General features: G+C 62.3%; 20 protein-coding genes. 16 read left to right on the top strand and 4 right to left on the bottom strand.

The annotated features are described in order from the left end of the window. Positions 1–683: 683 nt before the first annotated feature. A complete protein-coding gene (locus BM177_RS14795; protein WP_091685214.1) occupies positions 684–1718 on the bottom strand; it encodes an aspartate-semialdehyde dehydrogenase in 1035 nt (344 codons plus the stop codon). Between the two features lie 288 nt (positions 1719–2006). Here BM177_RS14795 and BM177_RS14800 point away from each other — a divergent pair, with 288 nt between their 5' ends. The 4 genes from BM177_RS14800 to BM177_RS14820 all read left to right on the top strand — a co-directional run bounded on the left by BM177_RS14800 (position 2007) and on the right by BM177_RS14820 (position 5061). Next, the gene (locus tag BM177_RS14800) at positions 2007–2828 is read left to right on the top strand and encodes a hypothetical protein (protein WP_139223644.1); all 822 of its coding nucleotides are present in this window, start codon (positions 2007–2009) and stop codon (positions 2826–2828) included. A gap of 128 nt (positions 2829–2956) precedes the next feature. Further along, positions 2957–3307, top strand: a complete 351-nt coding sequence (locus BM177_RS14805; protein ID WP_091685049.1) for a hypothetical protein — start codon at positions 2957–2959, stop codon at positions 3305–3307. A gap of 423 nt (positions 3308–3730) precedes the next feature. Further along, complete coding sequence (locus tag BM177_RS14815; RefSeq protein ID WP_139223645.1) at positions 3731–4390, top strand: phosphoribosyltransferase; 660 nt, start codon at positions 3731–3733, stop codon at positions 4388–4390. Then, complete coding sequence (locus BM177_RS14820) at positions 4381–5061, top strand: hypothetical protein (protein ID WP_091685057.1); 681 nt, start codon at positions 4381–4383, stop codon at positions 5059–5061. The genes BM177_RS14815 and BM177_RS14820 overlap by 10 nt, the downstream gene beginning before the upstream one ends. A gap of 196 nt (positions 5062–5257) precedes the next feature. On the opposite strand, the gene leuB is transcribed toward BM177_RS14820, so the two are convergent. The 3 genes from leuB to acnA form a co-directional block, all read right to left on the bottom strand. Next, on the bottom strand, positions 5258–6370 hold the full coding sequence (gene leuB / locus BM177_RS14825) for a 3-isopropylmalate dehydrogenase (protein WP_091685059.1): 1113 nt from the start codon (positions 6368–6370) through the stop codon (positions 5258–5260). Between the two features lie 351 nt (positions 6371–6721). Next, positions 6722–8155: a DUF1254 domain-containing protein gene (locus tag BM177_RS14835; RefSeq protein WP_091685064.1), complete on the bottom strand. Its 1434-nt coding sequence runs from the start codon at positions 8153–8155 to the stop codon at positions 6722–6724. Positions 8156–8253: 98 nt separating this feature from the next. After that, a complete protein-coding gene (gene acnA, locus BM177_RS14840) occupies positions 8254–10983 on the bottom strand; it encodes an aconitate hydratase AcnA (RefSeq protein WP_091685067.1) in 2730 nt (909 codons plus the stop codon). A gap of 130 nt (positions 10984–11113) precedes the next feature. On the opposite strand from acnA, the gene ccmA reads away from it, so the two are divergent. The 12 genes from ccmA to BM177_RS14905 all read left to right on the top strand — a co-directional run bounded on the left by ccmA (position 11114) and on the right by BM177_RS14905 (position 23323). Then, positions 11114–11719, top strand: coding sequence for a heme ABC exporter ATP-binding protein CcmA (gene ccmA, locus BM177_RS14845; protein ID WP_091685069.1), 606 nt, complete (start codon positions 11114–11116; stop codon positions 11717–11719). Positions 11720–11745: 26 nt separating this feature from the next. After that, positions 11746–12432, top strand: a complete 687-nt coding sequence (gene ccmB / locus BM177_RS14850; protein ID WP_091685216.1) for a heme exporter protein CcmB — start codon at positions 11746–11748, stop codon at positions 12430–12432. Between the two features lie 99 nt (positions 12433–12531). Beyond that, entirely contained in the window at positions 12532–13332 is an 801-nt protein-coding gene (locus BM177_RS14855) for a DUF2092 domain-containing protein (protein ID WP_091685072.1), read from the top strand. Positions 13333–13400: 68 nt separating this feature from the next. After that, a complete protein-coding gene (locus BM177_RS14865; protein WP_139223646.1) occupies positions 13401–13988 on the top strand; it encodes a hypothetical protein in 588 nt (195 codons plus the stop codon). 233 nt (positions 13989–14221) lie between these two features. Further along, entirely contained in the window at positions 14222–14998 is a 777-nt protein-coding gene (locus BM177_RS14870) for a heme ABC transporter permease (protein WP_091685076.1), read from the top strand. Next, positions 14995–15210: a heme exporter protein CcmD gene (locus tag BM177_RS20100; RefSeq protein ID WP_175492627.1), complete on the top strand. Its 216-nt coding sequence runs from the start codon at positions 14995–14997 to the stop codon at positions 15208–15210. The genes BM177_RS14870 and BM177_RS20100 overlap by 4 nt, the downstream gene beginning before the upstream one ends. A 17-nt stretch (positions 15211–15227) precedes the next feature. After that, positions 15228–15815: a DsbE family thiol:disulfide interchange protein gene (locus BM177_RS14880; RefSeq protein WP_091685217.1), complete on the top strand. Its 588-nt coding sequence runs from the start codon at positions 15228–15230 to the stop codon at positions 15813–15815. Between the two features lie 131 nt (positions 15816–15946). Then, positions 15947–18595 (top strand): magnesium-translocating P-type ATPase, encoded by a 2649-nt coding sequence (gene mgtA, locus BM177_RS14885; RefSeq protein ID WP_091685078.1) that lies wholly within the window; start codon positions 15947–15949, stop codon positions 18593–18595. Positions 18596–18656: 61 nt separating this feature from the next. Then, complete coding sequence (lptM, locus tag BM177_RS14890; RefSeq protein ID WP_139223647.1) at positions 18657–18980, top strand: LPS translocon maturation chaperone LptM; 324 nt, start codon at positions 18657–18659, stop codon at positions 18978–18980. A 23-nt stretch (positions 18981–19003) separates the two neighbouring features. Further along, complete coding sequence (lysA, locus tag BM177_RS14895; RefSeq protein ID WP_091685083.1) at positions 19004–20272, top strand: diaminopimelate decarboxylase; 1269 nt, start codon at positions 19004–19006, stop codon at positions 20270–20272. Between the two features lie 128 nt (positions 20273–20400). Then, on the top strand, positions 20401–23055 hold the full coding sequence (locus BM177_RS14900; RefSeq protein WP_244532364.1) for a TIGR02302 family protein: 2655 nt from the start codon (positions 20401–20403) through the stop codon (positions 23053–23055). Positions 23056–23128: 73 nt separating this feature from the next. After that, positions 23129–23323, top strand: a complete 195-nt coding sequence (locus BM177_RS14905; RefSeq protein ID WP_091685085.1) for a twin transmembrane helix small protein — start codon at positions 23129–23131, stop codon at positions 23321–23323. The last annotated feature ends 37 nt before the right edge of the window (positions 23324–23360 follow it).

Here is a 23360-nt window from a genome sequence, read left to right on the forward strand (position 1 = left end):
GCGACGTCGGCGGCCAAGGCCGCCTGTCCCCCCGGCAGGAGGGCCATGCCAGCGCACAGCGCCTGCAAAGCCAAAAATTTGCGCATTTTAGACATGTCTGTGCTCCTAGTGTTCGATCGGTTGGCGCCAGCACACGCCGCCAGAGGCGCGTTGCCCGAGCCTCGCTCCCACCGAGAAAGTCGATGCGGCTGTTTATTCCGCGATCTTCAAACTACAGGCGGAGGCTTGTGACTCGACTGATTGCCCGATGCCAGCTTCAACATTGCTGACGCAATCAAAGGGGATCAAGTGGAACTGTTCTAGTTTGGCGCTCGAAACAGCAATGATCTTCTCGGCGACACTTAAATGCAACACAGGGCAAGATTATCCGGGAGGCACTTCGCATATTTGCTATACAAAACGCGCCGCGAAGCGCCATTCGCACTGGTTTTTAATCAACAGGAGGGGGGAAGTTGTTCCGGCGGAGCGACCTTGGCGGACGCCTGTAGCGACGACTTACGCCTGCCGCGAGTCGCCGCGGCGAGGCAGGCGCCTCCGCCGTAAGCCTAGTTCACCGCCGCCCTGAGGCGAAGGCCTGTTCGAGGCTCTCCACGGCGGCCGGAACGCGCGCCGTCCGCAAATGAGCGCACAGCCGTTTCTTGGCGCCGTGGGAGCCGGACGAATGAAACCGCTATTTTTCGGGTTTACGCGGCCTTCTTTTTCGGCGCGATGAGTTTGCGGTTGATCAGCGCCTCCGCGATCTGGATCGCGTTCAGGGCCGCGCCTTTGCGAAGATTGTCTGCGACAACCCAGAGCACGAGGCCGTGCTCGACCGTGGCGTCCTCACGAATGCGGGAAATATAGGTCGCGTCCTCGCCGGCGGCCTCATGCGGCGTGATGTAGCCGCCGCGTTCGCGCTTGTCGATCACAAGGCAGCCCGGGGCTTCACGCAGAATGTCGCGCGCTTCGTCGGCGCTGATCGGATTTTCGAACTCGATATTGACCGCCTCGGAATGGCCGATGAAAACGGGCACCCGCACGCAGGTTGCGGTGAGCTTGATCTTTGGATCCAGAATTTTCTTCGTCTCGGCCATCATCTTCCATTCTTCCTTCGTAAAGCCGTCCTCCATGAAGACGTCGATTTCCGGAATGACGTTGAAGGCGATCCGCTTGGGAAAGTTCTTGGTTTCGACGGAATCCGACACGAAGATCGCGCGGGTCTGGGCGAAAAGCTCGTCCATCGCCTCCTTTCCGGCGCCCGACACCGATTGATAGGTCGACACCACGACCCGCAGAATCCTGGCCTTGTCGTGCAAGGGCTTCAGCGCGACGACAAGCTGCGCCGTCGAGCAATTCGGGTTGGCGATGATGTTCCTTTTGGAAAATCCGACAATAGCGTCGGCGTTGACCTCGGGCACGATGAGAGGAACGTCAGAATCATAGCGCCACGCGGACGAATTATCGATCACGACTGCGCCCGCGGCGCCGATTTTTGGCGACCATTCCTTGGATACGGCTCCGCCCGCAGACATCAGGCAGATATCGACGCCGCTGAAATCATAGGTCTCTAGCGATTTGCACTTCAAGATCTTGTCGCCGAACGAGACCTCCGTTCCAAGCGAGCGCGAGGAGGCGAGCGCGACGACTTCGTCGGCCGGAAAGCGGCGCTCCGCGAGAATATCCAGCATTTCGCGCCCGACATTGCCTGTCGCGCCGACGACGGCGACCTTGTAACCCATTTTGTTCTCCCTCCGGCCTCCCGGCCGTCCAGGTTGGCTTAACCAACAATCAGTTTTGACCTGAATAAGCCATGCAACTCCATGCCGCAACGCGCGGGTTGTCGTCTCGCCAGAGGGAATCATGCTTAACGCCAAAGCGCGCGGTTCTTAACGGGAAGCTTTTCCGTAAAGGCCGCGTTCAGGCTGTTTGCAATCGCCGCAGCTGGTTAAGGACCCGCGCAAGGTTCGCGGCATAGATTGTGTCGAAGTCTTTTGCGCTCGCGGGGCGCGGTGATCGGACGTGGCGGCATGACCTTCCAGACGCCTTTATTTGTCGCGGACATCCTCGAAAGGGGCGGCTTCGAGAGCGGTTTTGACGCCCGCTCTTTGCCCCCGTCGCGGGCGAAAAGGTCAAGGAGTTTCGCTTTCCGTCTGCTCCTCGTGAGCGGCGCGGGGCTTACCCTCGCGGCGGCGATCATGAGCGGCGCGCTGGATCGCGCCTCGACCGGCGGCGCCGTTCCCTCAGCCCCTTCGCCGCCGCCTCCGGCATGGGTGGAACTCGCGCCGGTTCCAGACATGTTCCGACTCGACGCCCCCGAGTTCCTCAGAGAACCAAGTCTCCGGGAAGCCAGGCGGCATCGAACCGGCGGCGGGCGGCAGGACATGTGGATTTTCGGGGACGCGAAGGGCGTCTCGCCGTTCTTTCGCCTGATGATTTACAAGGTCGGAGACGAAATCGCGCCCGCTGCGACCTTCTTCGTCGATCTCGCCCGAAGGGCCGCCGAAATGGGGCATGCGATCGCGAAATTCACCCAGCCGGCGGCGATGACGACGCGGTTTGGAAATTTCGAGGTCGCCGACCTTAATCTGATCCGGACCGGCGCGGTCGAGACGCCCTGCCTCGGGTTCCGTTTCGCGGCCGAAGCGCCAAACCTGCGGATCACCGGCTTTACGTGCGGGGGGGACGCCTCGACCGGCGCGAAGCTGATGTCCCGAGCCGCGCTCGCCTGCCTGATCGACCGCCTCGTCCTCGCAGCTCCGACCGAAAATCGCGAGTTTGACAGGCTTTTCGCGAGACCGTCCCGACGCGATCCCGCTTGCGGGCGCGGGAGCCCGCTCGCAGCGCGCTGAACCAGTTTTTCCGACGGTAAAGCCGGGTCATCCTTTGGGTTAAGTCGGCCTCTCGCGATTTTTTGGCAATTCGATTGAACCAAAGCGCGACCATTGCGTTGTGACAGGTGATAGCAAAGGATTTTCTCATGTTCGGTAAATCAATTTCGCTCAGTGTCGCCGCCGCGGCGTTAGCCGCCATGACCGTGACCGCAACGGCTCAGACCAAGCCGCAGCGCCATTATCGCCAGACACTGGCCCAGCAATATTCGGATGAGAGGCCTCCGCTGACCGTCAACCGACGCAGCTTTCTCGATCCGGGACCGGTCGTTCCGGTTGGCAGCATGTCGAATTACGTAACGGCGAACACGGTCTTCGTTCAGACGTCCGACCAGAACTACGCGCGCTCGAAATACGGCAACGCGGAGCTTCCGCGTCCGCTCGAGGTGCCGGGGCGCCCTCAGCCGGTTCTGGAGTTTGAAACACCGAGGCTCGACTGATCGCCTGATCGCCGTCCGGGCGATGGCTTGGAGCGCCCGTCTCAAGCCATTGCTTGATCGCAAGCTCTCTAATGATTGAGCGAAAAGACAATTGCCGAGAAGGCTTCGAAGCCGCGTTGTCCGCAACGCGGCTTTCCGCCGTTCAGACCCTTTGGCGCAGGCGGGCCCTGGCGCAAGCGGGTTTCCTGGCGGAGACGGACCTTCTTGGCTGAGACTTTCTGGCGGAGGCCGCCTTTCTCCTTGGGCAGGCTTTGCCTTGCGCGCTCCCATTTTTCGCGTTGCACAAAATATCACGCCTGATAACGCTAGCTTGGCGTATAAAGTGGCGCGCTCGCCTGCCCGGCGCTCAACGAAACGCTCGAATTCCGGGGCGGGTGCGGACCTCCCCATCCTTGAGGCTTGTTCAAGCACAGGAGCAAATGGATGCAGGATCTAGACGCGATGAATGCTCTGGACGAAAAGTACATTCGCGCCCCAAATCATACCCTTCACATGACGATCGAGGAAGCCGAGAACCTGTCGAGGCTGCTCGCCCGACGCATCAAGGAAACAGTCGGCCAGCCTGATCTCCTTGTCGGGATCGCCAACGGGGCCCTGATGACGACGAGCCTCTGCAGCGACGAGTTAGGAGCGCCCTCCCATATCGTACAGGTCCGGCGGGAGGGGAGCAGGTACAAGCGCCGGCTCCTCAAGATCAAGGAGTTCATCCCCATTCCGTCCTCATGGATCCTGTTCGGGCCGCTGAAGACGTTGTGGGGCAAGTTTCAGAACCGCTATAGCAAACTGGAGGTCGCGGAAGATTCATTCGGCCGGGATGTCGCCGGGTTGAACGTCGTCGTCATCGATGATTGCACCGTCACCGGAAACTCCATCATCTATGTCGCCGACCGGCTGAAGGCGCAGGGCGCGGGAAAGGTCTCGATGGCGGTGCTCTGCTGGACCGAAAAAGACGGCTCTATGGAGCGGCGTCCGGAAGTTTATCTTCATCGCAATATTCAATGGTACCCCTGGTCGAACAATAGCGAGTACTGGCCGGCCTATCTCAATTGGCTGAAACAGAGGAAGATCGAGCAATGGCTTTGAACAGCCATCTTCTCCTCCTCGATCTGGACGGCGTGGTTGTTCTGGAGAGCGGCCCGCCGCTTTGCGAGCAGCTTGAAATACTCGCGCTCCACAGTTCCATTGCGGACCAGATCGCCCGGCTCGACGCGCCGGTGGTCGTCCTCACCCATCGCTCAAGAGCCGAGGCGCGCCGGATTCTGGCCGCGGCGGGGCTGCAGAAGCCAATTCTCTCCGGACTCATGGCGGCCGAGGATCTGTTCCTTTCCGGCTTCAGGCACCGACGCGTGGGACGCCTGTTGCGGGGCGGCCTCCGAAAAAGCCTGATTCTTCCGGAAGTGGAGCGCCGTTATGGCCTCAAAAGAGACCGCATGGCGCTGATCGACGACCGCATCGACAATGTCGAGGACATGATCGGGGCCGGAATCGGGCTCGTGATGCACGCGCCCTCAGCCATCGGGCCGGATCAGAAGTCCATCGAAACGTTCGACTTTGCGTCGGCGCTTGATGTGTTCCGCGGATGGTCCCGCGAGGAACAAGGCGGTCTCGTGATAAATCTTCCGCCCGTCATGCTCTCCGCGGACGTCGTCCGGCGCACCGGCCTCAGCACCGCGCCCGACGCTGATCACTTTTTCAATCGCGCCCGGCGCATCGCCAGCGTTTTCCGGCGGCGTCTGACCAAAACGGAAGCCTGACCGCAACGAAACCTGACCGCCACGGAGAACGTCGGAATGGGGAGCGTCGGAACGATGTTCGGACGCTCCCCTGCTGCTCAAGTTAAAGCGCTTTCCGATCGCATGAAGTCATGCGATCGATCAGAAATCGCTCCAGAGTCAAAGGCTTGAGCATATTCTTCTCGATTGGATTGATTCAATCCGATCGGAATATGCTCTAGCTGTGCGCAGCCTTGAGCTCGGCGAGCACGGCGTCGCCCATCTGCGCCGTCGATAGGATCTGTTTCGCTCCGCCCGCAATATCTGCGGTCCGAAGCCCTTTCTCAAGCACGAGCGAAATGGCGCGTTCGATCCGGTCCGCGAGTTCGCCCATCTCAAATGAATAGCGCAACGCCATGGCAAGCGAGCCGATCATGGCGATCGGATTGGCCATCCCTTTGCCCGCGATGTCGGGCGCCGAACCGTGAACGGGCTCGTAAAGGGCTTTGCGCGATTCGCTCGCGGGGTCTTTTTCGCCCAGCGACGCCGACGGCAACATCCCGAGCGAGCCTGTCAGCATCGAAGCGACATCCGACAGCATGTCGCCGAACAGATTGTCGGTGACGATCACGTCGAATTGCTTGGGGCGCCGGACGAGCTGCATGCCGAGGGCGTCGGCAAGCTGGTGCTCAAGCTCGACGTCGGGGTACTCGCGAACGTGAAGGGCGGAAATGACCTCATGCCAGAGAAGCCCGGATTTCATCACGTTCCGCTTTTCGGACGACGTCACCTTGTTGCGGCGTTTGCGCGCCAGATCGAAGGCGACGCGTCCGATCCGCTCGATTTCGTAGGTGTCGTAGACCTGCGTGTCGATCGCCCGTTTCTGGCCGTTGCCGAGGTCGATGATCTGCTTCGGCTCGCCGAAATAGACGCCGCCGGTCAATTCGCGGACGATCATCAGGTCGAGGCCTTCGACGATCTCCCTCTTCAACGACGACGCGTCGGCGAGCGCGGGATAGCAGATCGCCGGCCGGAGATTGGCGAAAAGCGCGAGGTCCTTGCGCAGCCGCAGCAGGCCCGCCTCGGGACGAACGTCATAGGGAACGCCATCCCATTTAGGGCCGCCGACGGCCGCGAGCAGAACAGCGTCCGCGGCTTTGGCGCGCGCCATGTCGGCCTCGCTGATCGCCGCGCCATGGGCGTCAAACGCCGCCCCGCCGACGAGGCCCTTCTCGATTTCGAATCGCGCAACGCCTTCGCTGTTCAGCCAGGCGACGATTTTCTCGACCTCGGCCATGACCTCGGGGCCGATGCCGTCGCCGGGGAGAACAAAAAGCTTAATGATCGACATGTTTTTGATCGCCGTGTTTGATTGGCCGCAATGATTGGCGGTTTCGCGCGCAAAACGTCGCAATTCACGCTGACCGTCAATATCGAAAAGCAGGATCGCCGCCAAGCGCGATCATCGGCCACGAGCATCGGATTGATTGCTATGAAACGCCGTGCCGGCGCGGCGAAAGGCGCGGACAATCGGAAGCCCGCCTTTCGGGCGCCGCTCGAAGGCGACGCCCCGCCAACTGGCGCGGCGGATGATGCATAACGCCGCGGGTATAGGAATAGCCGCGCGACGGCGAAACCGCGCGGCGTCATCCGCGTCATCCGGCCCTGAAAAAGCCGGCCGGCTCCGGCTCGCTGGCTCTTCTCAATGCGCCTGTTTCGCCACCGGGATTATCCACGTCCCGTTGAGGATCGACGGCGAATGTTCCTTCGGCCAATACATTCGCAGCATGAGGACGAACTTGCCTGTTGGAGCGGGAAGCCAGTTGTTTTCCTTCTCGGCGCCTGGGGATTCATTCTGAATATAGAGGTCGATTGAACCATCCGCATTGGTCTTGAGGTTCTGCCTCGCGCTGATCGCGTAGCGATTGATCGGGTTGGCGACGAAGAAATAATTCGCGTCATACATCGTAATCGACCAAAAGCCGTTCACCGGCGGCAGCTGGCCCTTGGGGAAGTGCATGACGTACTTATTTTTCCCCTCATAGGCGTCGCCCTCGGAATCCTTGAGAGAGGTCGGATATACGGCGTCTTGCGGCCGGTTCGCGCCCAAACCGATCGCTGTAACGAAGGCGCGGTTGAGATAGTCGGTTCCATAAATTCCCGTCTCGGTATCGAACATCCAGCCGTTGACGTTCTTCACCGACTTGCCGACCTTGAACTGAAGCATGATGCGGTCAAAGCTGACCTGCGGAATGCGCTTGACGAAATCAGCATTGAGCTTGCTTGCGTCGAAGTCCTTCCCCGCGACCAGTCCAATCTTTGCGAACTTTGCGAGCTCCGGCGCGTCCGCGGCTGCGGGCGGGTTGCTTTTCATCAGTTGCGCCAGCAGCGTGAAATAGTCCACGGCGTCCAGGGCGTTGACCTGGTCGCGCACCGCCGTCTTCATATCTACGGCGGGATCGACCGTCCCCGCGGGCGGGGCATAAGGCTTGCCATAGGAGCTCAGCGGCGTGAGCGCGCATTGGTCCTGCACTGCATGGACCGCGGCATAATCCTCCGGCGTGCCGGTGCAGTAGATGCGCCCCAAGAGCCAGACGAGGTTGGTCGCCGACTTATATTCCTTGACCCCCGCTGGCAGCGCGCCTTTCCAGCCGGGACCTGTGATCGCGTAGGTCTGCGCCCCGTCGCCGGTCGTTCGCTTGCCGGGGGCCTGAAAAACATTGGTCCAGCCATCAAGCATCGGGAAGAGGAAGTAACGGTCCTTCATGTCCGGAAGATTCAGAACCCATGGCTCCTTGCCAACATCGAGCCAGGCCATCGTGTAAAGGGTGTCCGAGTTCGGCGCCGTCACATCGTGAAAGGACGCATCGGGATACTGGCGAAGCTTGATGAAGTGGCCCATCGGGCCGTGCGTGCCTTCCACTGCCGCCGCATTGGTCATCACCCGGCGCGTCATTTCCATCGTGACGAGCGGGTAGCCGTAAATATAGGCGTCGGATGCTATCCAGAATTCCTCGCCGCCCTCGATAAACTGCGCAATCGGCCCGTCAAATTCGGCATGCGCTCGTGAAAGAGCGAGCGTGGAGACGGCCGCGCCAATGCCGCATGCAAATGCACGCCGACGACTGAAGCCCATAGTCGCGATCCTTTGGAAAAATAGACTGAGCTGTTTGTTTGGGGAGGAACGCGCTCAAGCTCAGCGATTGAGCCCGTTCCCCCTGAACAAACCCGGCCCTACGCCGCCGCGAGCTGGCGCAGCACGTAATGAAGGATGCCGCCATTATTGAAATACTCGAGTTCGTCGAGCGTCGCGATGCGGCAGCGCAGCGGCACCTTTTTCACGCTCCCGTCCGAATATTTGATTTCCGCTTCCATCATCTGGCGCGGCTTCAGTCCCTGGCTGAGGCCGTGGATCGTCACCTGCTCGTCGCCCTTGAGCTTCAGGCTCGCCCAGGTGACTCCGGGCTCGAAGGTCAGCGGCAGAACGCCCATGCCGACGAGATTGGAGCGATGGATACGCTCGAAGGATTCGGCGATCACGGCGCGCACGCCAAGCAGCCGCGTGCCTTTGGCCGCCCAGTCCCGTGACGAGCCGTTGCCGTATTCGGCTCCGGCGAACACGACGAGGGGCGTTCCTTCGTCCTTGTATTTCATCGCCGCGTCGAAGATCGACATCTGTTCGCCGTCGGGCCAATGCTTGGTGAGGCCGCCTTCCGGCACGCTCAGATCATCCTTCTGAAGGATGAAGTTCTTGATCCGGATATTGGCGAAGGTGCCGCGCATCATGATTTCATGGTTGCCGCGCCGCGTGCCGTACTGGTTGAAGTCCGCCTGCGAAACCTGCCGCTCCAGCAGGTACTTGCCGGCTGGAGACGCGCCCTTGATCGAGCCCGCCGGAGAAATATGGTCGGTGGTGATCTTGTCGCCGAAAAGCGCCAGAATGCGCGCGTTTTCGATGTCCGTGATCGGCTCCGGCTCCATCTTGATCCCCTCGAAATAGGGGGGATTGCGGACATAGGTCGAGCCGATGTCCCAGGAATAGGTTTCGCCGACGGGAACCCTGACCTTGCGCCAGTTCACATCGCCGTCGAACACATTGGCGTAGCGGGATTTGAAAACCTTCTTGGTCACGAATTCCTCGATCAGGGCGGCGATTTCCTCGTCCTCGGGCCAGATGTCCCTGAGGTAGACGGGATTGCCCTTCTTGTCGTGGCCGAGCGGATCGGTCTCAAGGTCGATGGCGACAGTGCCCGCAAGCGCGTGGGCGACGACGAGCGGCGGCGAGGCGAGGTAATTCGCCTGCACGTCGGGGCTGATGCGGCCCTCGAAATTGCGGTTGCCGGACAGGACCGCCGAGGCGACGATTCCATTGTCGTTGATCGTTTTCGAAATTTCCGGGGCGAGCGGGCCGGAGTTTCCGATACAGGTGGTGCAGCCGAAGCCGATCAGATTGAAACCGAGCTTGTCGAGGGACTTTTGCAAACCCGACGCGGCCAGATATTCGGCGACGACCTGGCTCCCGGGCGCCAGCGAGGTCTTGACCCAGGGCTTAACGCTGATGCCCTTGGCGACGGCGTTGCGGGCGAGCAGGCCCGCGCCGATGAGGACGCTCGGATTCGACGTGTTGGTGCAGGAGGTGATCGCCGCGATCACCACATCGCCGTGGCCGAGATCGAAATTCTTGCCCGCGACCTTGAAGCGCTGGCCCGATGCGCCAGGCTTTTTATATTCGGTCTCCAGCGCGTTTTTGAAGCCCGCGCCGACCGAGCCGAGCGGAATTCGCCCTTCCGGCCGCTTCGGACCCGCCATTGAGGGCGCGACCGAGGCGAGATCGAGTTCGAGAGTTTCGGTGAAGACTGGATCGGGCGAGTTTTTTGTCCGGTAGAGCCCCTGCGCCCTGGCGAAGGCCTCGACGAGAGCGACTCTCGCCGGCGTGCGCGCCGACGTCGTCAGATAGGCGATCGTTTCGGAATCGACGGGAAAAAATCCGCAGGTCGCGCCATATTCGGGCGCCATGTTCGCAATCGTCGCACGATCCGCGAGCGAAAGATAATTGAGGCCGGAGCCGTAGAACTCGACGAATTTTCCGACGACGCCCTTCTGCCGCAGCATCTGGGTGACGGTCAGGACCAGATCGGTCGCCGTGATGCCCACGGGAAGCTTGCCGGTCAGCTTGAAGCCGACCACTTCCGGCAACAGCATTGAAAGCGGCTGGCCCAGCATGCACGCCTCGGCTTCGATGCCGCCGACGCCCCAGCCCAGAACCGAGAGCCCGTTGACCATGGTCGTATGCGAATCGGTGCCGACCAGAGAATCGGGATAGGCGACCTCGACGGTCTCCGGCTTCTTGCCTCGGGCCGCAAATTTTTCCTTACGGGTCCAGACCGTCTGGGCGAGGTATTCGAGGTTGACCTGATGGCAAATGCCGGTTCCGGGCGGCACGACACGGAAATTGTCGAACGATCCCTGCCCCCACTTCAGGAAGCGGTAGCGCTCGCCGTTGCGGCTGTATTCGAGATCGACGTTGGTCTTGAACGCCTTGCTGCTGCCGGCGGCGTCGACGATCACGGAATGATCGATGACGAGATCGACCGGGACGAGCGGATTGATCTTCTGCGGATCGCCCCCAAGACTCGTCATCGCGTCGCGCATCGCCGCGAGATCGACGACGGCGGGAACGCCGGTGAAATCCTGCATCAGGACGCGGCTTGGCCTGAACGCGATTTCCCGCTCCGTCTTGCCCTTGTTGACGAGCCAGGCGGCGACGGCCTCGATATCCTCCTTGACGACCGAGCGGCCATCCTCGAACCGCAGCAGATTTTCGAGCAGGACCTTCATCGAAAACGGCAGCTGCGATATGCCGGGAAGCCCGTTCTTCTCAGCTGCCTTCAGCGAGAAATAATGGTAGGTCTTGCGGCCTACGGTGAGCTTCTTGCGGCTTTTGAAACTGTCGAGAGAGGCCATGCAATCGTCCTGCGTACCGGATCGGGAGGAGGGAAACGTCTTGCGTTATAAATAGATTCTGCGCGGAGAGCTACACGCATGATAGACAATCTCGCATCGAACCATTTCGCTTAATCCTTGGTCATTCATCATGCGTCTTGAGGCATCGGAGCTGGCGGTCGAACGCGGCGGCCGGATCGTTTTCTCCAATGTGTCCTTCGCGATCCAGAGCGGCGAAAGTTTGATCGTGACAGGACGCAACGGGGCTGGAAAATCGACGCTCCTTCGAGCATTAGCAGGATTTCTGCCACTCCGGGGCGGCGAGGTCTCGCTCACGCCGCTGCTTGAGGATTCGATCGCCGAGAACATCCATTACATCGGGCATGCCGACGCCTTGAAAGGCGCGTTGACCGTCGCCGAAAACCTGAGTTTCTTCGGCGCCCTGCTGCGATCAGGACAAGGCGGCCTTTCGGTCGAAGACGCGCTCGCCGAAGTCGGCCTCGTGCCTCTGGCGGATCTTCCGGCCGCCTATCTTTCGGCCGGGCAGAAGCGGCGCGCCTCGCTGGCAAAACTGCGCATCGCCCTGCGGCCGGTCTGGCTCCTCGACGAACCGTCGAATGCGCTCGACGCCGCGGCCCAGCAGGCTATGGAGACGGTCATGGCGGCTCACCTCTCGGCGGGCGGCATGATCGTCGCGGCGACCCACGCGCGGCTGGAACTGGCGGGACGCGAACTCCGGCTCGGAGCGGCGACGTGACGTCAGGCGGTGGCGCGCGCGCCAAGATGACAGAATCCCCGATCATGGCCCCGCTTCGAGCGCTGTTCATCCGCGAATTGAAAATCGGCCAGCGCATCGGCGGCGGCGGCCCGCTCGGCGTCGTGTTTTTTCTGATTCTCGTGACCCTGACGCCCATCGCCGTCGGTCCGGACCTCGCTCTCCTCGCCAAAATCGCCCCGGCGATGCTCTGGATCGGCGCATTGCTGGCTTGTCTTCTCGGTCTCGACCGGTTGTTTCAGGCTGATTTCGAGGACGGTTCGCTCGATCTTTTTCTTTTGAGCGGAACCCCGCTCGAACTGATCGTTCTGACCAAATGTCTCGCTCACTGGGCGCTCACGGGACTGCCTCTCGTCGCCGCCGCGCCTTTCTTTGGATTGATGCTGGCCCTGCCCGCAAACGAACTCGGGAGCCTCACGCTTTCCCTGCTTGCGGGAACTCCGGCGCTGACCTTGATCGGAGCGATCGGAGCCGCGCTCACCGTCAGCCTGAGGCGCGGCGGGCTTTTGCTCTCAGTGCTGATCCTGCCTCTCTGCGTCCCCGTGCTAATCTTCGGAACCGCCGCGGCGGGAGCGGCGCCCGGATCGATGATCCCGTTTGCAACGCCGTTTTTGATCGAGTGCGCGCTGACGCTTTTCGCCCTTGTCGGCGCGCCGATCGCCGCCGCCGCCGCATTGCGTCAGATGAGCGAATGACGGGCGGGCTCGCGCCAGCCGGATCGTTTACACTCCTTGAAAAGCTCTTTAGAAGAGCAAAGAAGATGATTCTTTAAGCATTCGGGCGCTGGAGCCATCATGAAAAAGGTTGCGGTCTTATTTTTTGCCTCTGCGTTCGCTTGCGCCGTCGCCGCGACGCCCGCCACGGCCGAATCTACGCCGGCGCCGCAGTCCGGCGACACGTCGCATCCCGCCGTCGACCCGGCCGCTCTTTCCATACTCAAGGCGACGAGCGAAAAGCTGGCTGCGGCGAAAACCATCTCCTTCCATGCGCTCGGAGCGTTCGACGTTCCCGCCCGCAATGGACAGCCGCTGTTTTACTACAACCGTTCAGAGGTGCTGCTCGCGCGCCCGAACAAGCTCCGCGTCATCGTTCCGGGCGACGGCGCTCCATCCGAGTTCTATTTCGACGGCTCGACGGTCGCTGTTTTCCGGCCGAGCGAAGATTTGATCGCGGTCGCGAACGTTCCGGGCAATCTCGATGAAATGCTCGAGAAGATGTACCAAAAGGCCGGCATCTATTTTCCCTTCGTCGATTTTCTTGTTTCCGATCCGTACAAAGCCTTGACCAATGGATTGACGAGCGCATTCGTGATCGGCAAGTCGAAACTTGTCGGCGGCGTGACCACCGACGTCGTTTCTATCTCGGACGAACACGTCCATTTGCAGATCTGGATCGGAGAGCAGGACAAACTGCCCCGCCTGATCTGGGCGAGCGCCGCAGAGGCGGGCGACAGACCGCGTCACATGGTCGAGTTCTCGAACTGGAAGCTCAACGGCTCCGTCGCCAAGGAAACCTTCGCCGCCAGGCGGACGCCGAAGACCAAGGAAATTCCTTTCGCCCGGCCGGAGGAAGCCAGTTCCGCAAAGAAGCCTTGACCCGTACGCGCCGCGACGGCGACGCTTTATTTATGCTGGACGTCAAGCTCGACATTGAGGGTTGAAACATGAACCGCACTCTGCTCACCGGCGCAGCCTTGCTGACCCTTTCTTTCGCAATGACCGCGCCGCAGACCGCTGACGCCTTCCGCGGAGGCGGTTTCGGCGGCGGCGGCGGCTTCCACGCCGGCGGATTTGGCGGAGGCGGAGGCGCCTGGCACGCGGGCGGCGTCGATGGCGGCTGGCATGCGGGCGGCGTGACGGGCGGGGGCACGGCCTGGCATGCGGGCGGCGTCGCGGGCGACGGCTGGCACGGAACCGCCGTCCATGACGGCGACGTTTATCATGCCGGCGGCGCCGCCGGCACCTGGCACGGAGACGGCTGGCACGCGGGCGGATATTACGGCGGAGGATTCCACGGGCCGACCGTCGTTAACAGCTATTATGGCGGCGGATGCTGGGGCTGCGGCGCTGCGGCCGTCGGCGTCGCGGCCGCGGCGTCCGCCGTCGCGATCGGCGCCCTCGTCGCGACAGTTCCCGCCGGCTGCCCGTACCAATATGTCAACGGAGCCAATTATTATGTCTGCGCCGGAACCTGGTATCAACCCTATTACGGCGCGAACGGCCTCTATTACCGCGTGGTTCCGCCGCTCTGACCAAACGCCCTCCTGATTAGAGCGCTTTCCGATCGCATGCAGTCATGCGATCGATCAGAAATCGCTCCAGAGTCAAAAGCTTGAGCGTATTCTTGTCGATTGGAGTGATTCACTCCAATCGGAATATGCTCCAGCGACCGGAGAGACGCGGTCCGCGCTCGCCTTGAAATTTCGCCGCTTTGCGCGGGGGATCGGGCAGGATTGGGATTGAGTTCGCGGACGCGTCGGCCTAGATGACTTTCATGGGCAACTACGCCAACCCGACGAACTTTCTCCGTCTCGCCCGCGTCCTTATCCCGGGTTTGGCGGCGCTGACCTGCGTTCTTCTGACGGTAGGCCTTTATCTCGCTTTTTTTGTCGCGCCCGCCGATTATCAGCAGGGCGAGACGGTCCGGATCATGTATCTCCACGTCCCCGCGGCCTGGCTTGCTCTTTTTGTGTATATGGACATGACGGCGGCGGCGCTCGGCACGCTCGTCTGGCGCCACCCGCTCGCTGACGCCGCCCAGAAGGCGGCCGCGCCTCTTGGAGCAGGGTTCACCTTCCTTTGTCTCGTCACAGGTTCGCTCTGGGGCAAGCCGATGTGGGGAGCGTGGTGGGTCTGGGACGCGAGGCTGACCTCCGTCCTGGTGCTGTTTTTGATCTATCTCGGCCTGCTGGCGCTCTGGCGGACCATCGAAGACCAGGGCAAGGCCGCGCGGGCGGCCGCCATTTTCACCCTGGTCGGCGCCGTAAACATTCCGATCATCAAGTTTTCGGTGGAATGGTGGAACACCTTGCACCAGCCGGCGTCGGTTTTTCGCATCGGCGGCCCCTCGATCTCGGCCTCGATGCTGTGGCCGCTCGTCGTCATGGCGGCGGCGTTTACTTTTTTGTTTGCGACGCTTCATCTCATGGCGATCCGGAACGAGATTTTGAGGCGTCGCCTGCGCCGTCTCTCGATCCTGGCCGCGGACGCCGACGAAGTTTCATTGCGATCCACGCCACCCTCCCTGGAAACGGCGCGTTGACAGAGGATCCGCATTTTGGCTTCGTCGTCGCGGCCTATCTCGTCGGGTTCCTCGTCGTGGGAGGAATGACGGCCGCGGTCATGAAGGATTACGCGAACCTCAAGCGCGCGCTCCAGAAGTTTGCGCCAGGCGCGGACGCCGATCGAAGCCCGGATGGGCCCCGCCCCGCGCAGGGCGCAAACAACGCCGGCGAAAGCTCTCCCCGAACATGACGCAGGCCGGCCCCCCGATGGACGTTAGCGAAACAAAAGAAGCTCAGCGCCGCTCGTTTCTGGTCTATGTTCCTCTGCTTCTGTTCGGTTTTCTGGTCATTCTGTTTCTGTTCCGGCTGTTTGCGGGCGACGCGTCGCGCCTGCCCTCGGCGCTGATCGGCAAACAGGTTCCGGAATTCGCGTTGCAGCCGATCGCGGGCCTTTCGGACAAACCCGGATTGTCGAGCGCGGACCTTCGAGCGGGCCGCGTCACCATCTTGAATATTTTCGCCTCCTGGTGCGTGCCCTGTCATCAGGAGCATGACACGATCCTGCGGCTGTCAAAGGACGCGAAACTCGCGAGCCTCGGCGTGCGCATCGCCGGAATCGCCTACAAGGACGAACCCGCCAATATCCGCCGGTTCCTCGGCGAGGACGGCGATCCCTATGCGCTGGTCGGAGACGACCGGAGCGGACGCGCCGCGATCGATCTGGGCGTTTACGGCGTTCCCGAAACCTTCGTCATAAAAGGAGACGGGAAAATTGTTTACAGGTTCGTCGGACCGATGAGCGAAGAGGCCTACCGCGACACGATTTTCCCTGAAATCGAAAAGGCGCTGCGGTAGCGCGAGAGCTCCGCGGCGATCGCTTGGGTTTGGCGCTGGGGTTTGGCGCCTGATCAATGGACTGATCCCTCGCCTGCCGCGAGCGAAGATGAGCGATATAAGCGGCGGAACACCAAGGATTGGCGCGGCTCATGACGGTCGAACATGTCCCGCGCAAGGCCCATGCCGCGGCGGACGGAGCGGACCTCGCTTTGTCGCGCGAAGTTCTCGCCATCAGCCGCGCCGATCCGGGCGCGATCTGGACATTGCTGCAGACCCGTCCGGAGGGTCTTGACCCCGCCGAGGCCCGGGCGAAACTGGCGTTGGTCGGCCCCAATCTGATCGCCAGGGAGAGCCGCCATAGCGTTCTGAAAGAACTCTGGGGCTGCGCCAGCAGTCCTTTGAACGCGCTGCTGCTTTCGCTCGCCGCCGTGTCCTACGCGCTCGGCGATCTTCGGGCCGCCGTCGTCATCGTGCTGATGGTCGCGCTCGCGATTTCCACCGCCTTTGTCCAGGAACACCGCTCCAATGACGCCGCTGCGAAGCTGCGCGCCATGGTCAAGACAATGGCCAGCGTCAAGCGGCGCGGATTCGTCCCGGCGGACGGAGACGAATCCGGCGGGTTCGGTGAAATACCCATGGAGGAGCTCGTTCCCGGCGATATCGTGCGGCTTTCCGCCGGCGACATGATCCCCGCCGATCTCCGTCTGCTCAGCGCCAAGGACCTTTTCGTCAATCAGGCTGCGCTCACCGGCGAGGCCATGCCCTCCGAAAAGTCGGCGGCGACGCATGCCGGCGACATCGCCGATCCGTTCGAATTGGCGAACTTCTGCTTCATGGGAGCGAGCGTCGTCAGCGGCTTCGGGACGGGCGTGATCGCCCATACCGGAAGAAGGACTTTCTTTGGCCAGCTCGCCGACGAGATCGCCGGAAAACGCGAGCTGACGAGTTTCGATCAGGGCGTCAATCGCTTCACGTGGCTGATGATCAAATTCATGGCCGTGATGGTCCCGGCGGTGTTCCTGATCAATGGAATCACCAAAGGCGACTGGTTCGAGGCCCTCTTGTTCGCCGTCGCGGTCGCGGTGGGCCTCACGCCGGAAATGCTGCCGATGATCGTCACCGTGAACCTCGCCAAGGGCGGGATCGCGATGTCGAAGAAGCGCGTCATCGTCAAGCGGCTGCAGGCCATCCAGAATTTCGGCGCGATGGATGTCTTGTGCACCGACAAGACGGGAACGCTGACGCAGGACCGCATCATCCTAAAGCGTTCTCTCGACATTCGCGGCGACGAGAGCGAACGGGTTCTGGAATTCGCCTATCTGAACAGTCATTATCAGTCGGGTCTGAAAAACCTGCTCGACATCGCGGTGCTCGAGCACGCCGACATCGGCAAGAACCTGCATTTGAAGCACCGCTATGAAAAAGTGGACGAAATCCCGTTCGACTTTGTCCGGCGCCGCCTTTCTGTGGTTCTGTCGCGCGAGGACGGCTCGCACGTCCTCATTTGCAAGGGCGCCGTGGAGGAGGTTTTTTCCGTCTGCAGGCGTTACGAGCTGAATGACAGTTGCGGGTTTCTTGACTCGAGCCATCTGGCCCAGGCGCAGGCGGAAACAAAAGAGCTGAACGAGGACGGCTTTCGCGTCGTCGCCGTCGCCTACAAGGAAATTCCCGATCTCAGCCAGGGCTTTTCGATCGCCGACGAGAGCGATCTGACGCTGCTCGGCTACATCGCCTTTCTCGACCCGCCGAAAGAAACCGCGCGCCCCGCCATCGCCGCGCTGAACCAATCCGGCGTATCGGTCAAGATCCTCACCGGCGACAATGAAATCATCACCCGCAAGATCTGCCGCGAGGTCGGTTTTGACGTCGGCCGCATCGTCCTTGGCGCCGAGATCGAAAAGCTGAGTGAGCCGGCGTTGGCCGGGCTCGCCGAAACCGCCGCCGTGTTCGCCAAGGTGACTCCGGCGCAAAAGGCGCGTGTGATCCGCGCGCTTCACGCCAGCGGCCACGTCGTCGGCTTTCTCGGCGACGGCATCAACGACAGCCCGGCGCTGAAGGCCGCCGACGTCGGCGTTTCAGTCGATACGGCCGTCGACATCGCCAAGGAATCGGCCGACATCATCTTGCTCGAGAAGAGCCTGATGGTGCTTCAGGAAGGCGTCATCGAGGGACGCAAGGTTTTCTGCAACATCACCAAATACATCAAGATGGGCGGGAGCTCGAACTTCGGCAACATGTTCAGCGTCCTCGGCGCCAGCATGTTCCTGCCGTTTCTGCCAATGCTCCCCATTCAGGTGCTGACCAACAATCTGCTTTACGATTTTTCGCAAACCGCGATTCCGACCGACAATGTCGACGCGGAATATCTCGTGGCCCCTCGCAAATGGGACATCGGCAATATCTTCAAGTTCATGATTTTCATCGGTCCGATCAGCTCGATCTTCGACTACGCCACGTTTTTCCTCATGCTTTATGTCTTCGACAGCTGGGCCAATCCGACGCTGTTCCAGACCGGCTGGTTCGTCGAATCCCTGCTGACGCAGACGCTCATCATTCACATCATCCGAACCGCCAGGATCCCCTTCATCCAGAGCCGCGCCAGCGGCGCCCTGATCACGACGTCGCTGATCGTCTGCGCCATCGGCGTCGCCCTGCCCAACATGGCCTGGAGCCGGGAGGCGCTCAAATTCACGCCCTTGCCGACTCTTTACTGGTTTTTCATCGCCGGATTTCTTTTGTCCTACGCCGTACTGACGCACCTCGTGAAAACCTGGTTCGTCCGGCGCTGGGGCATCTGAGCCGGTTTCGACTCGCCGCCGCGGCTGGGCTATAATGCGAGTCGTTCTCCTGGAGCCGCTCTTGCCTCTCTTGCCTTGCTTTTCCCGCCCGCTGCGCCTCGCGCTCACCGCCGCCATTTTTCTGGCGGTCGGCGGCTGCGGACGGCGCGGACCGCTTGAGCCCCCGCCCGGTTCGCCAACGTCGCTCGCGCCGCTGTCGGGCGCTCCCGACCAGTACGCCGCGCCTCGCAGCGTCGCCGATCTGCCGGGAGAGAACGCGGCGGGCGCCGTCGTCACGCAGGGAGCGGCGCCTGGTCAGACCCCGCCGCAGCCAAAGGGCGACAACCCCGTCCCGGTTCAGGCCCCGCGCCCGCCAAGGCCGTTCCTCCTCGATCCGCTGCTCTAGAAGTCCAGAAGTTTCCCCAACCCATGCATCATTTCGAGATCAAGAACGGCGTCCTGCATGCCGAAAACGTCGATCTTCGCGCGCTCGCCCGCGAGGTCGGAACGCCTTTCTATTGCTATTCAAGCGCGACGCTGACCCGTCATTTCGAGGTTTTCAAGGCGGCTTTCGCCGGCGTCGACTGTCTCATTTGCTATGCCGTCAAGGCCAATTCCAATCAGGCGGTGCTCTCGACCCTCGCCCGGCTCGGCGCGGGCATGGACGTCGTTTCCGAGGGCGAGTTCCGCCGCGCCCTCGCCGCAGGCGTTCCAGGCTCGGCGATCACGTTTTCAGGCGTCGGCAAGACAAAGGCGGAAATGGCCCACGCCCTCGACGAGGGAATTCACTGCTTCAACGTGGAATCGGAGCCCGAACTCCACGCCCTGTCGAGCGTCGCGGCGGCGAAAGGCCGGATCGCGCCCGTCGCGCTGCGCGTCAATCCGGACGTCGACGCGAAAACCCACGCCAAGATTTCGACCGGCAAGTCGGAAAACAAGTTCGGCGTTCCGATCAGCGGGGCCAGGGCCGTGTTCAGGCAGGCGGCGCGCCTGCCCGGGATCAAGGTTACGGGCGTCGATCTGCACATCGGCTCCCAGATCACGGACCTTGGGCCTTTCGACGACGCCTTCGCTATCACGGCCGAGTTCGTGGAGAGCCTGCGCGCCGACGGCCACGCCATCGACCATATCGATCTCGGCGGAGGGCTCGGCATCCCCTATCGCGAGGGCGAAGACCCCGAAAGCTACCATCCCGAACGCTACGCCGAAATCGTCAAGGCCCGCCTCGGCCGCCTTGGCTGCCGCCTCATCTTCGAACCCGGCCGGCTCATCGCGGGCAACGCCGGGATTTTGGTGACCAGCGTCCTCTACGTCAAAAAGGGCGAAGCCAAGACCTTCGTGATCGTCGATGCGGCCATGAACGACCTCATCCGCCCGACCCTCTACGACGCCTATCACGAGATCCTGCCGGTTTGCGCCGCGCCCGGCCGTCCCGCGATCGTCGCCGACGTCGTCGGTCCGGTTTGCGAGACGGGGGACTATCTGGCTCTCGGGCGAGCGATGCCGGAGCCGCTCGAGGGCGATCTCCTTGCGGTGATGTCGGCCGGAGCCTATGGCGCGGTCCAGGCGGGAACCTATAATGCGCGGCTTCTCGTTCCCGAGGTTCTGGTGCGGGGCGAAGACTACGCCGTCGTGCGCCCGCGCGGGACATACGAGGAATTGATCGGCCTCGACAAAATTCCGGCTTGGTTGCGATAGAGATTAGCCCCTCGCCTCTGGCGCCGCGGGGCGATCATGCTACCTTTGCGCAGGTGCGGCCATGGCCCGACCGGCTCCCGCGGACGCGGCCGGTTCTTTCCAGCTGACCTCCGCCTCTGGAGACGAGATTGTTCAAGTTTCGACGTCCCGTCGTCTGGCGGAAAGGGAGAAGCAATTCGCCGGCCGGCGCCGCGCCCAAAGCGCCTATCTCCGGGCCGCCGACGCACCGCAGACTTGAGCAGCTTATCCTTCAGGCGCGCGCGATCCTCCTTTTCGAGCGGCTTTGGCGTCTGCTGGCGCCGCCTCTGATGGTGATCGGAGCCTTCGTTTGCCTCTCGTGGACGGGATTCTGGTTCGAAGTCCCGCATTGGGCGCGCGCGGCCGGAACGCTCTGCCTGGCCGTGGGCGTTCTCGCCGCGCTCCTCCCCGCGCTGAAATTCCGTTTTCCCTCGCGCAAGGAGGCGCTCGCGCGCCTTGATCGCGTGTCGGACCATGCGCTGCGCCCGGCGGCCGTACTGGAAGATCGCCCCGCCAACGCCGGCGGCGATCCGACGACGAGAGCCTTTTGGAACCTTCACCGCCGCCGCGCGGAGCGGTCCATCGCCGCCTTGCGGACCGGCGCTCCATCGCCTCGTCTCGCCGATCTCGACCGTTACGCATTGCGCGCCTCTATCATCGTCGGACTTGTCGCGACCGCCTTTTTGGCCGGACCGGAACGATACGCACGGCTCGCCGCGGCTTTTGATTGGCGTCTCGATGGATTTTCCGGCGGCGGACATCGGCTCGACGCCTGGATCGATCCTCCCGCCTATACCGGCAAGACGCCGATCATCCTGCGCGCCGACGCCAGCGCCTCCGGCAGCCCGCAAAGGATCGAGGCTCCAACGGGCTCGATCGTCGTGATCCGCTGGTCCGGAGGACCGCCCGCCATTGAAGTCGAGGGGGCTCTGGAGACGCCCAAAGAAAATCCGGAGACTCCCGCGAAAGCGAAGGACGTCCCGGCGACGCAATTGGTCCTGCGCGGGGACGCCCGCCTGAAACTTGGCGCCTATGGCGCCGGGCCGGCCGTCGCCTTCGATTTCATCGGCGTTCCTGACAAGCCGCCATCGATCGAGCTGACCGATGAGCCCGCGGCCAACGCGCGTGGTTCGCTGACGCTGAAATACCGCATGGCCGATGATTACGGCGTGATCAGCGCCGAAGCGGTTTTCTCCAATCCCTCGGACCGGGACGGAAAACCGTTCAAACGCTCGCTGGTCGATCCTCCGCAGGCGGCGCTCGTTCTGCCTGCCGGCGCCGGCGGCGGCGAGGCGCAGACGATCGTCGACCTTTCGGAACATCCCTGGGCGGGCGCTCGCGTCCAATTGACGCTGGCGGCGCACGATGAAGGCGGAAACGAAGGCAAGAGCCCTCCGATCGAAGTCGTCCTGCCTGAAAAGCCCTTCGCCAAGCCGCTCGCCCGAGCGCTCGTTGAACAGCGCCGCAATCTCGTCCTTTCGCCGGATGACAAGGCGAGAGTCGCGACCGCGCTGGACGCCCTCATGATCGCTCCCGACGCATTCGGCACCAGCGCCGGCGTCTATCTCGGATTGCAGGTCGCCTCGCAGCGCCTCGCCTCAGCCAAAAAGGACGCCGATCTCATCGAGATCGCGGATTATCTTTGGGCGATGGCCCTCCAGATCGAGAACGGCGACCTTTCGGAGGCCGAACGCGATCTGCGCGCCGCCGAACAGCAATTGCGGGAAGCGCTGCAACGCGATGCGCCGGCGGAGGAAATCCAGAAACTCAGCGAAAATCTGCGGGCCGCGATGGACAAATTCGTTCGTGAATTCGCCCAGCAGCAGAAACAAAATGGCGAGCCCGATTCCCCGCAAATGAAAGGCCGCGGCCGCGCGATCAGTCCCAAAGACCTGCAGGCGATGCTCGACAAGATGCAGGCGCTGGCGCGGGCGGGCGATTCCGCCGAAGCTCAGAAAATGCTCGAACAGCTGCAAAACATCCTCGAAAATCTTCGAATGGCGCGGCCGCGCAAGTCCGATCCGCGAGCGCGCGAGTTAAGCCGCGCGATCGACGAACTCGGCCAGATGAGCAAGGAACAGCAGGACTTGCGGGACGACACCTACCAGAGCGGCGAATCCGAAAGGCGGCGACAGCGGCGCCAGCGCGGTGAAATGGGCGCCTCTCGCCTGCCCTTCGAAGATCCGGAGGACAGCCTCGACGACAATTCCGAGGGCGACAACGAGGCGACGCCCCCCAATGCGCCGAATGCGCAGGAGCTCGCCCGGCGTCAGCAGGCGCTCCAGGACAAGCTGGACCGATTGAACAAACAGCTGAAGCAGATGGGTCAGGGGGAGCCCGGACTGAACGACGCGCAAGACGCCATGGGCGAGGCCCAGCGCGCGTTGGGTCAGGGCTCCCGCGGCGCCGGGACTGCGGTCGAGGCCCAGGGTCGGGCATTGGAATCGTTAAGGCAGGGCGCGCAAAAGCTCGGGGAAAACATGCGCAAGCAGGGCGAGGGAGAGCCTTCCGAGTCCGCTCAAGATGAGGGCGAGGGAGAGGGCCAGGCCGAGGACGGCCAAAGCGGCCAGGAAGGAAGCGGCGATCCTCTCGGCCGCAACCGCTCGGGAGGGGAGCGCAACCAGGGCGCCCGCTATAATCCTCTCGGCGTTCCGGCCGCGCAGCGCGTTCATCGCGTGCTGGAAGAGTTGCGACGCCGCCTCGGCGATCCCGCTCGTCCGCGCGAGGAGCTCGAATACCTCGAACGCCTCCTGCGCCATTATTGACGTCAGTCCGTCGCGCCGGCTCGCCAAGCGCGCCTCGACGGCTTCCCCGCACTGCTTGAGGATCGCCAAACCCATGACCAATTTCGGCAATTTGTTCGTCGGGCTAGCGACCGGCGCCGTGGCTCTTGTGCTCGTGCTCGGCCTGATCAACTTGTTGCGCGGGGGCAGTCCGGATCTCTCGCAAAAACTGATGCGCTGGCGAATTGGTTTGCAGCTTTTCGCCATCATCGTAATTATGGGCGTTTTGTGGTTTCGGGCCCGAACGTGAGGGCGAAAGGTGCAATCCGGTTTTTTGACCGGCATCA

Source organism: Methylocapsa palsarum, from assembly GCF_900114285.1.
In the GTDB taxonomy this organism is placed as follows: domain Bacteria; phylum Pseudomonadota; class Alphaproteobacteria; order Rhizobiales; family Beijerinckiaceae; genus Methylocapsa; species Methylocapsa palsarum.

Excerpts from the sequence above, each read along its gene's own strand:
- BM177_RS14805 (WP_091685049.1), top strand. The coding sequence starts at position 2,957 with ATGTTCGGTAAATCAATTTCGCTCAGTGTCGCCGCCGCGGCGTTAGCC.
- BM177_RS14800 (WP_139223644.1), top strand. The coding sequence starts at position 2,007 with ATGACCTTCCAGACGCCTTTATTTGTCGCGGACATCCTCGAAAGGGGC.
- BM177_RS14795 (WP_091685214.1), bottom strand. The coding sequence starts at position 1,718 with ATGGGTTACAAGGTCGCCGTCGTCGGCGCGACAGGCAATGTCGGGCGC.
- BM177_RS14835 (WP_091685064.1), bottom strand. The coding sequence starts at position 8,155 with ATGGGCTTCAGTCGTCGGCGTGCATTTGCATGCGGCATTGGCGCGGCC.
- ccmA (WP_091685069.1), top strand. The coding sequence starts at position 11,114 with ATGCGTCTTGAGGCATCGGAGCTGGCGGTCGAACGCGGCGGCCGGATC.
- acnA (WP_091685067.1), bottom strand. The coding sequence starts at position 10,983 with ATGGCCTCTCTCGACAGTTTCAAAAGCCGCAAGAAGCTCACCGTAGGC.
- mgtA (WP_091685078.1), top strand. The coding sequence starts at position 15,947 with ATGACGGTCGAACATGTCCCGCGCAAGGCCCATGCCGCGGCGGACGGA.
- leuB (WP_091685059.1), bottom strand. The coding sequence starts at position 6,370 with ATGTCGATCATTAAGCTTTTTGTTCTCCCCGGCGACGGCATCGGCCCC.
- lysA (WP_091685083.1), top strand. The coding sequence starts at position 19,004 with ATGCATCATTTCGAGATCAAGAACGGCGTCCTGCATGCCGAAAACGTC.
- ccmB (WP_091685216.1), top strand. The coding sequence starts at position 11,746 with ATGACAGAATCCCCGATCATGGCCCCGCTTCGAGCGCTGTTCATCCGC.
- BM177_RS14870 (WP_091685076.1), top strand. The coding sequence starts at position 14,222 with ATGACTTTCATGGGCAACTACGCCAACCCGACGAACTTTCTCCGTCTC.
- BM177_RS14905 (WP_091685085.1), top strand. The coding sequence starts at position 23,129 with ATGACCAATTTCGGCAATTTGTTCGTCGGGCTAGCGACCGGCGCCGTG.
- BM177_RS14865 (WP_139223646.1), top strand. The coding sequence starts at position 13,401 with ATGAACCGCACTCTGCTCACCGGCGCAGCCTTGCTGACCCTTTCTTTC.
- BM177_RS14880 (WP_091685217.1), top strand. The coding sequence starts at position 15,228 with ATGGACGTTAGCGAAACAAAAGAAGCTCAGCGCCGCTCGTTTCTGGTC.
- BM177_RS14820 (WP_091685057.1), top strand. The coding sequence starts at position 4,381 with ATGGCTTTGAACAGCCATCTTCTCCTCCTCGATCTGGACGGCGTGGTT.
- BM177_RS14855 (WP_091685072.1), top strand. The coding sequence starts at position 12,532 with ATGAAAAAGGTTGCGGTCTTATTTTTTGCCTCTGCGTTCGCTTGCGCC.
- BM177_RS14815 (WP_139223645.1), top strand. The coding sequence starts at position 3,731 with ATGCAGGATCTAGACGCGATGAATGCTCTGGACGAAAAGTACATTCGC.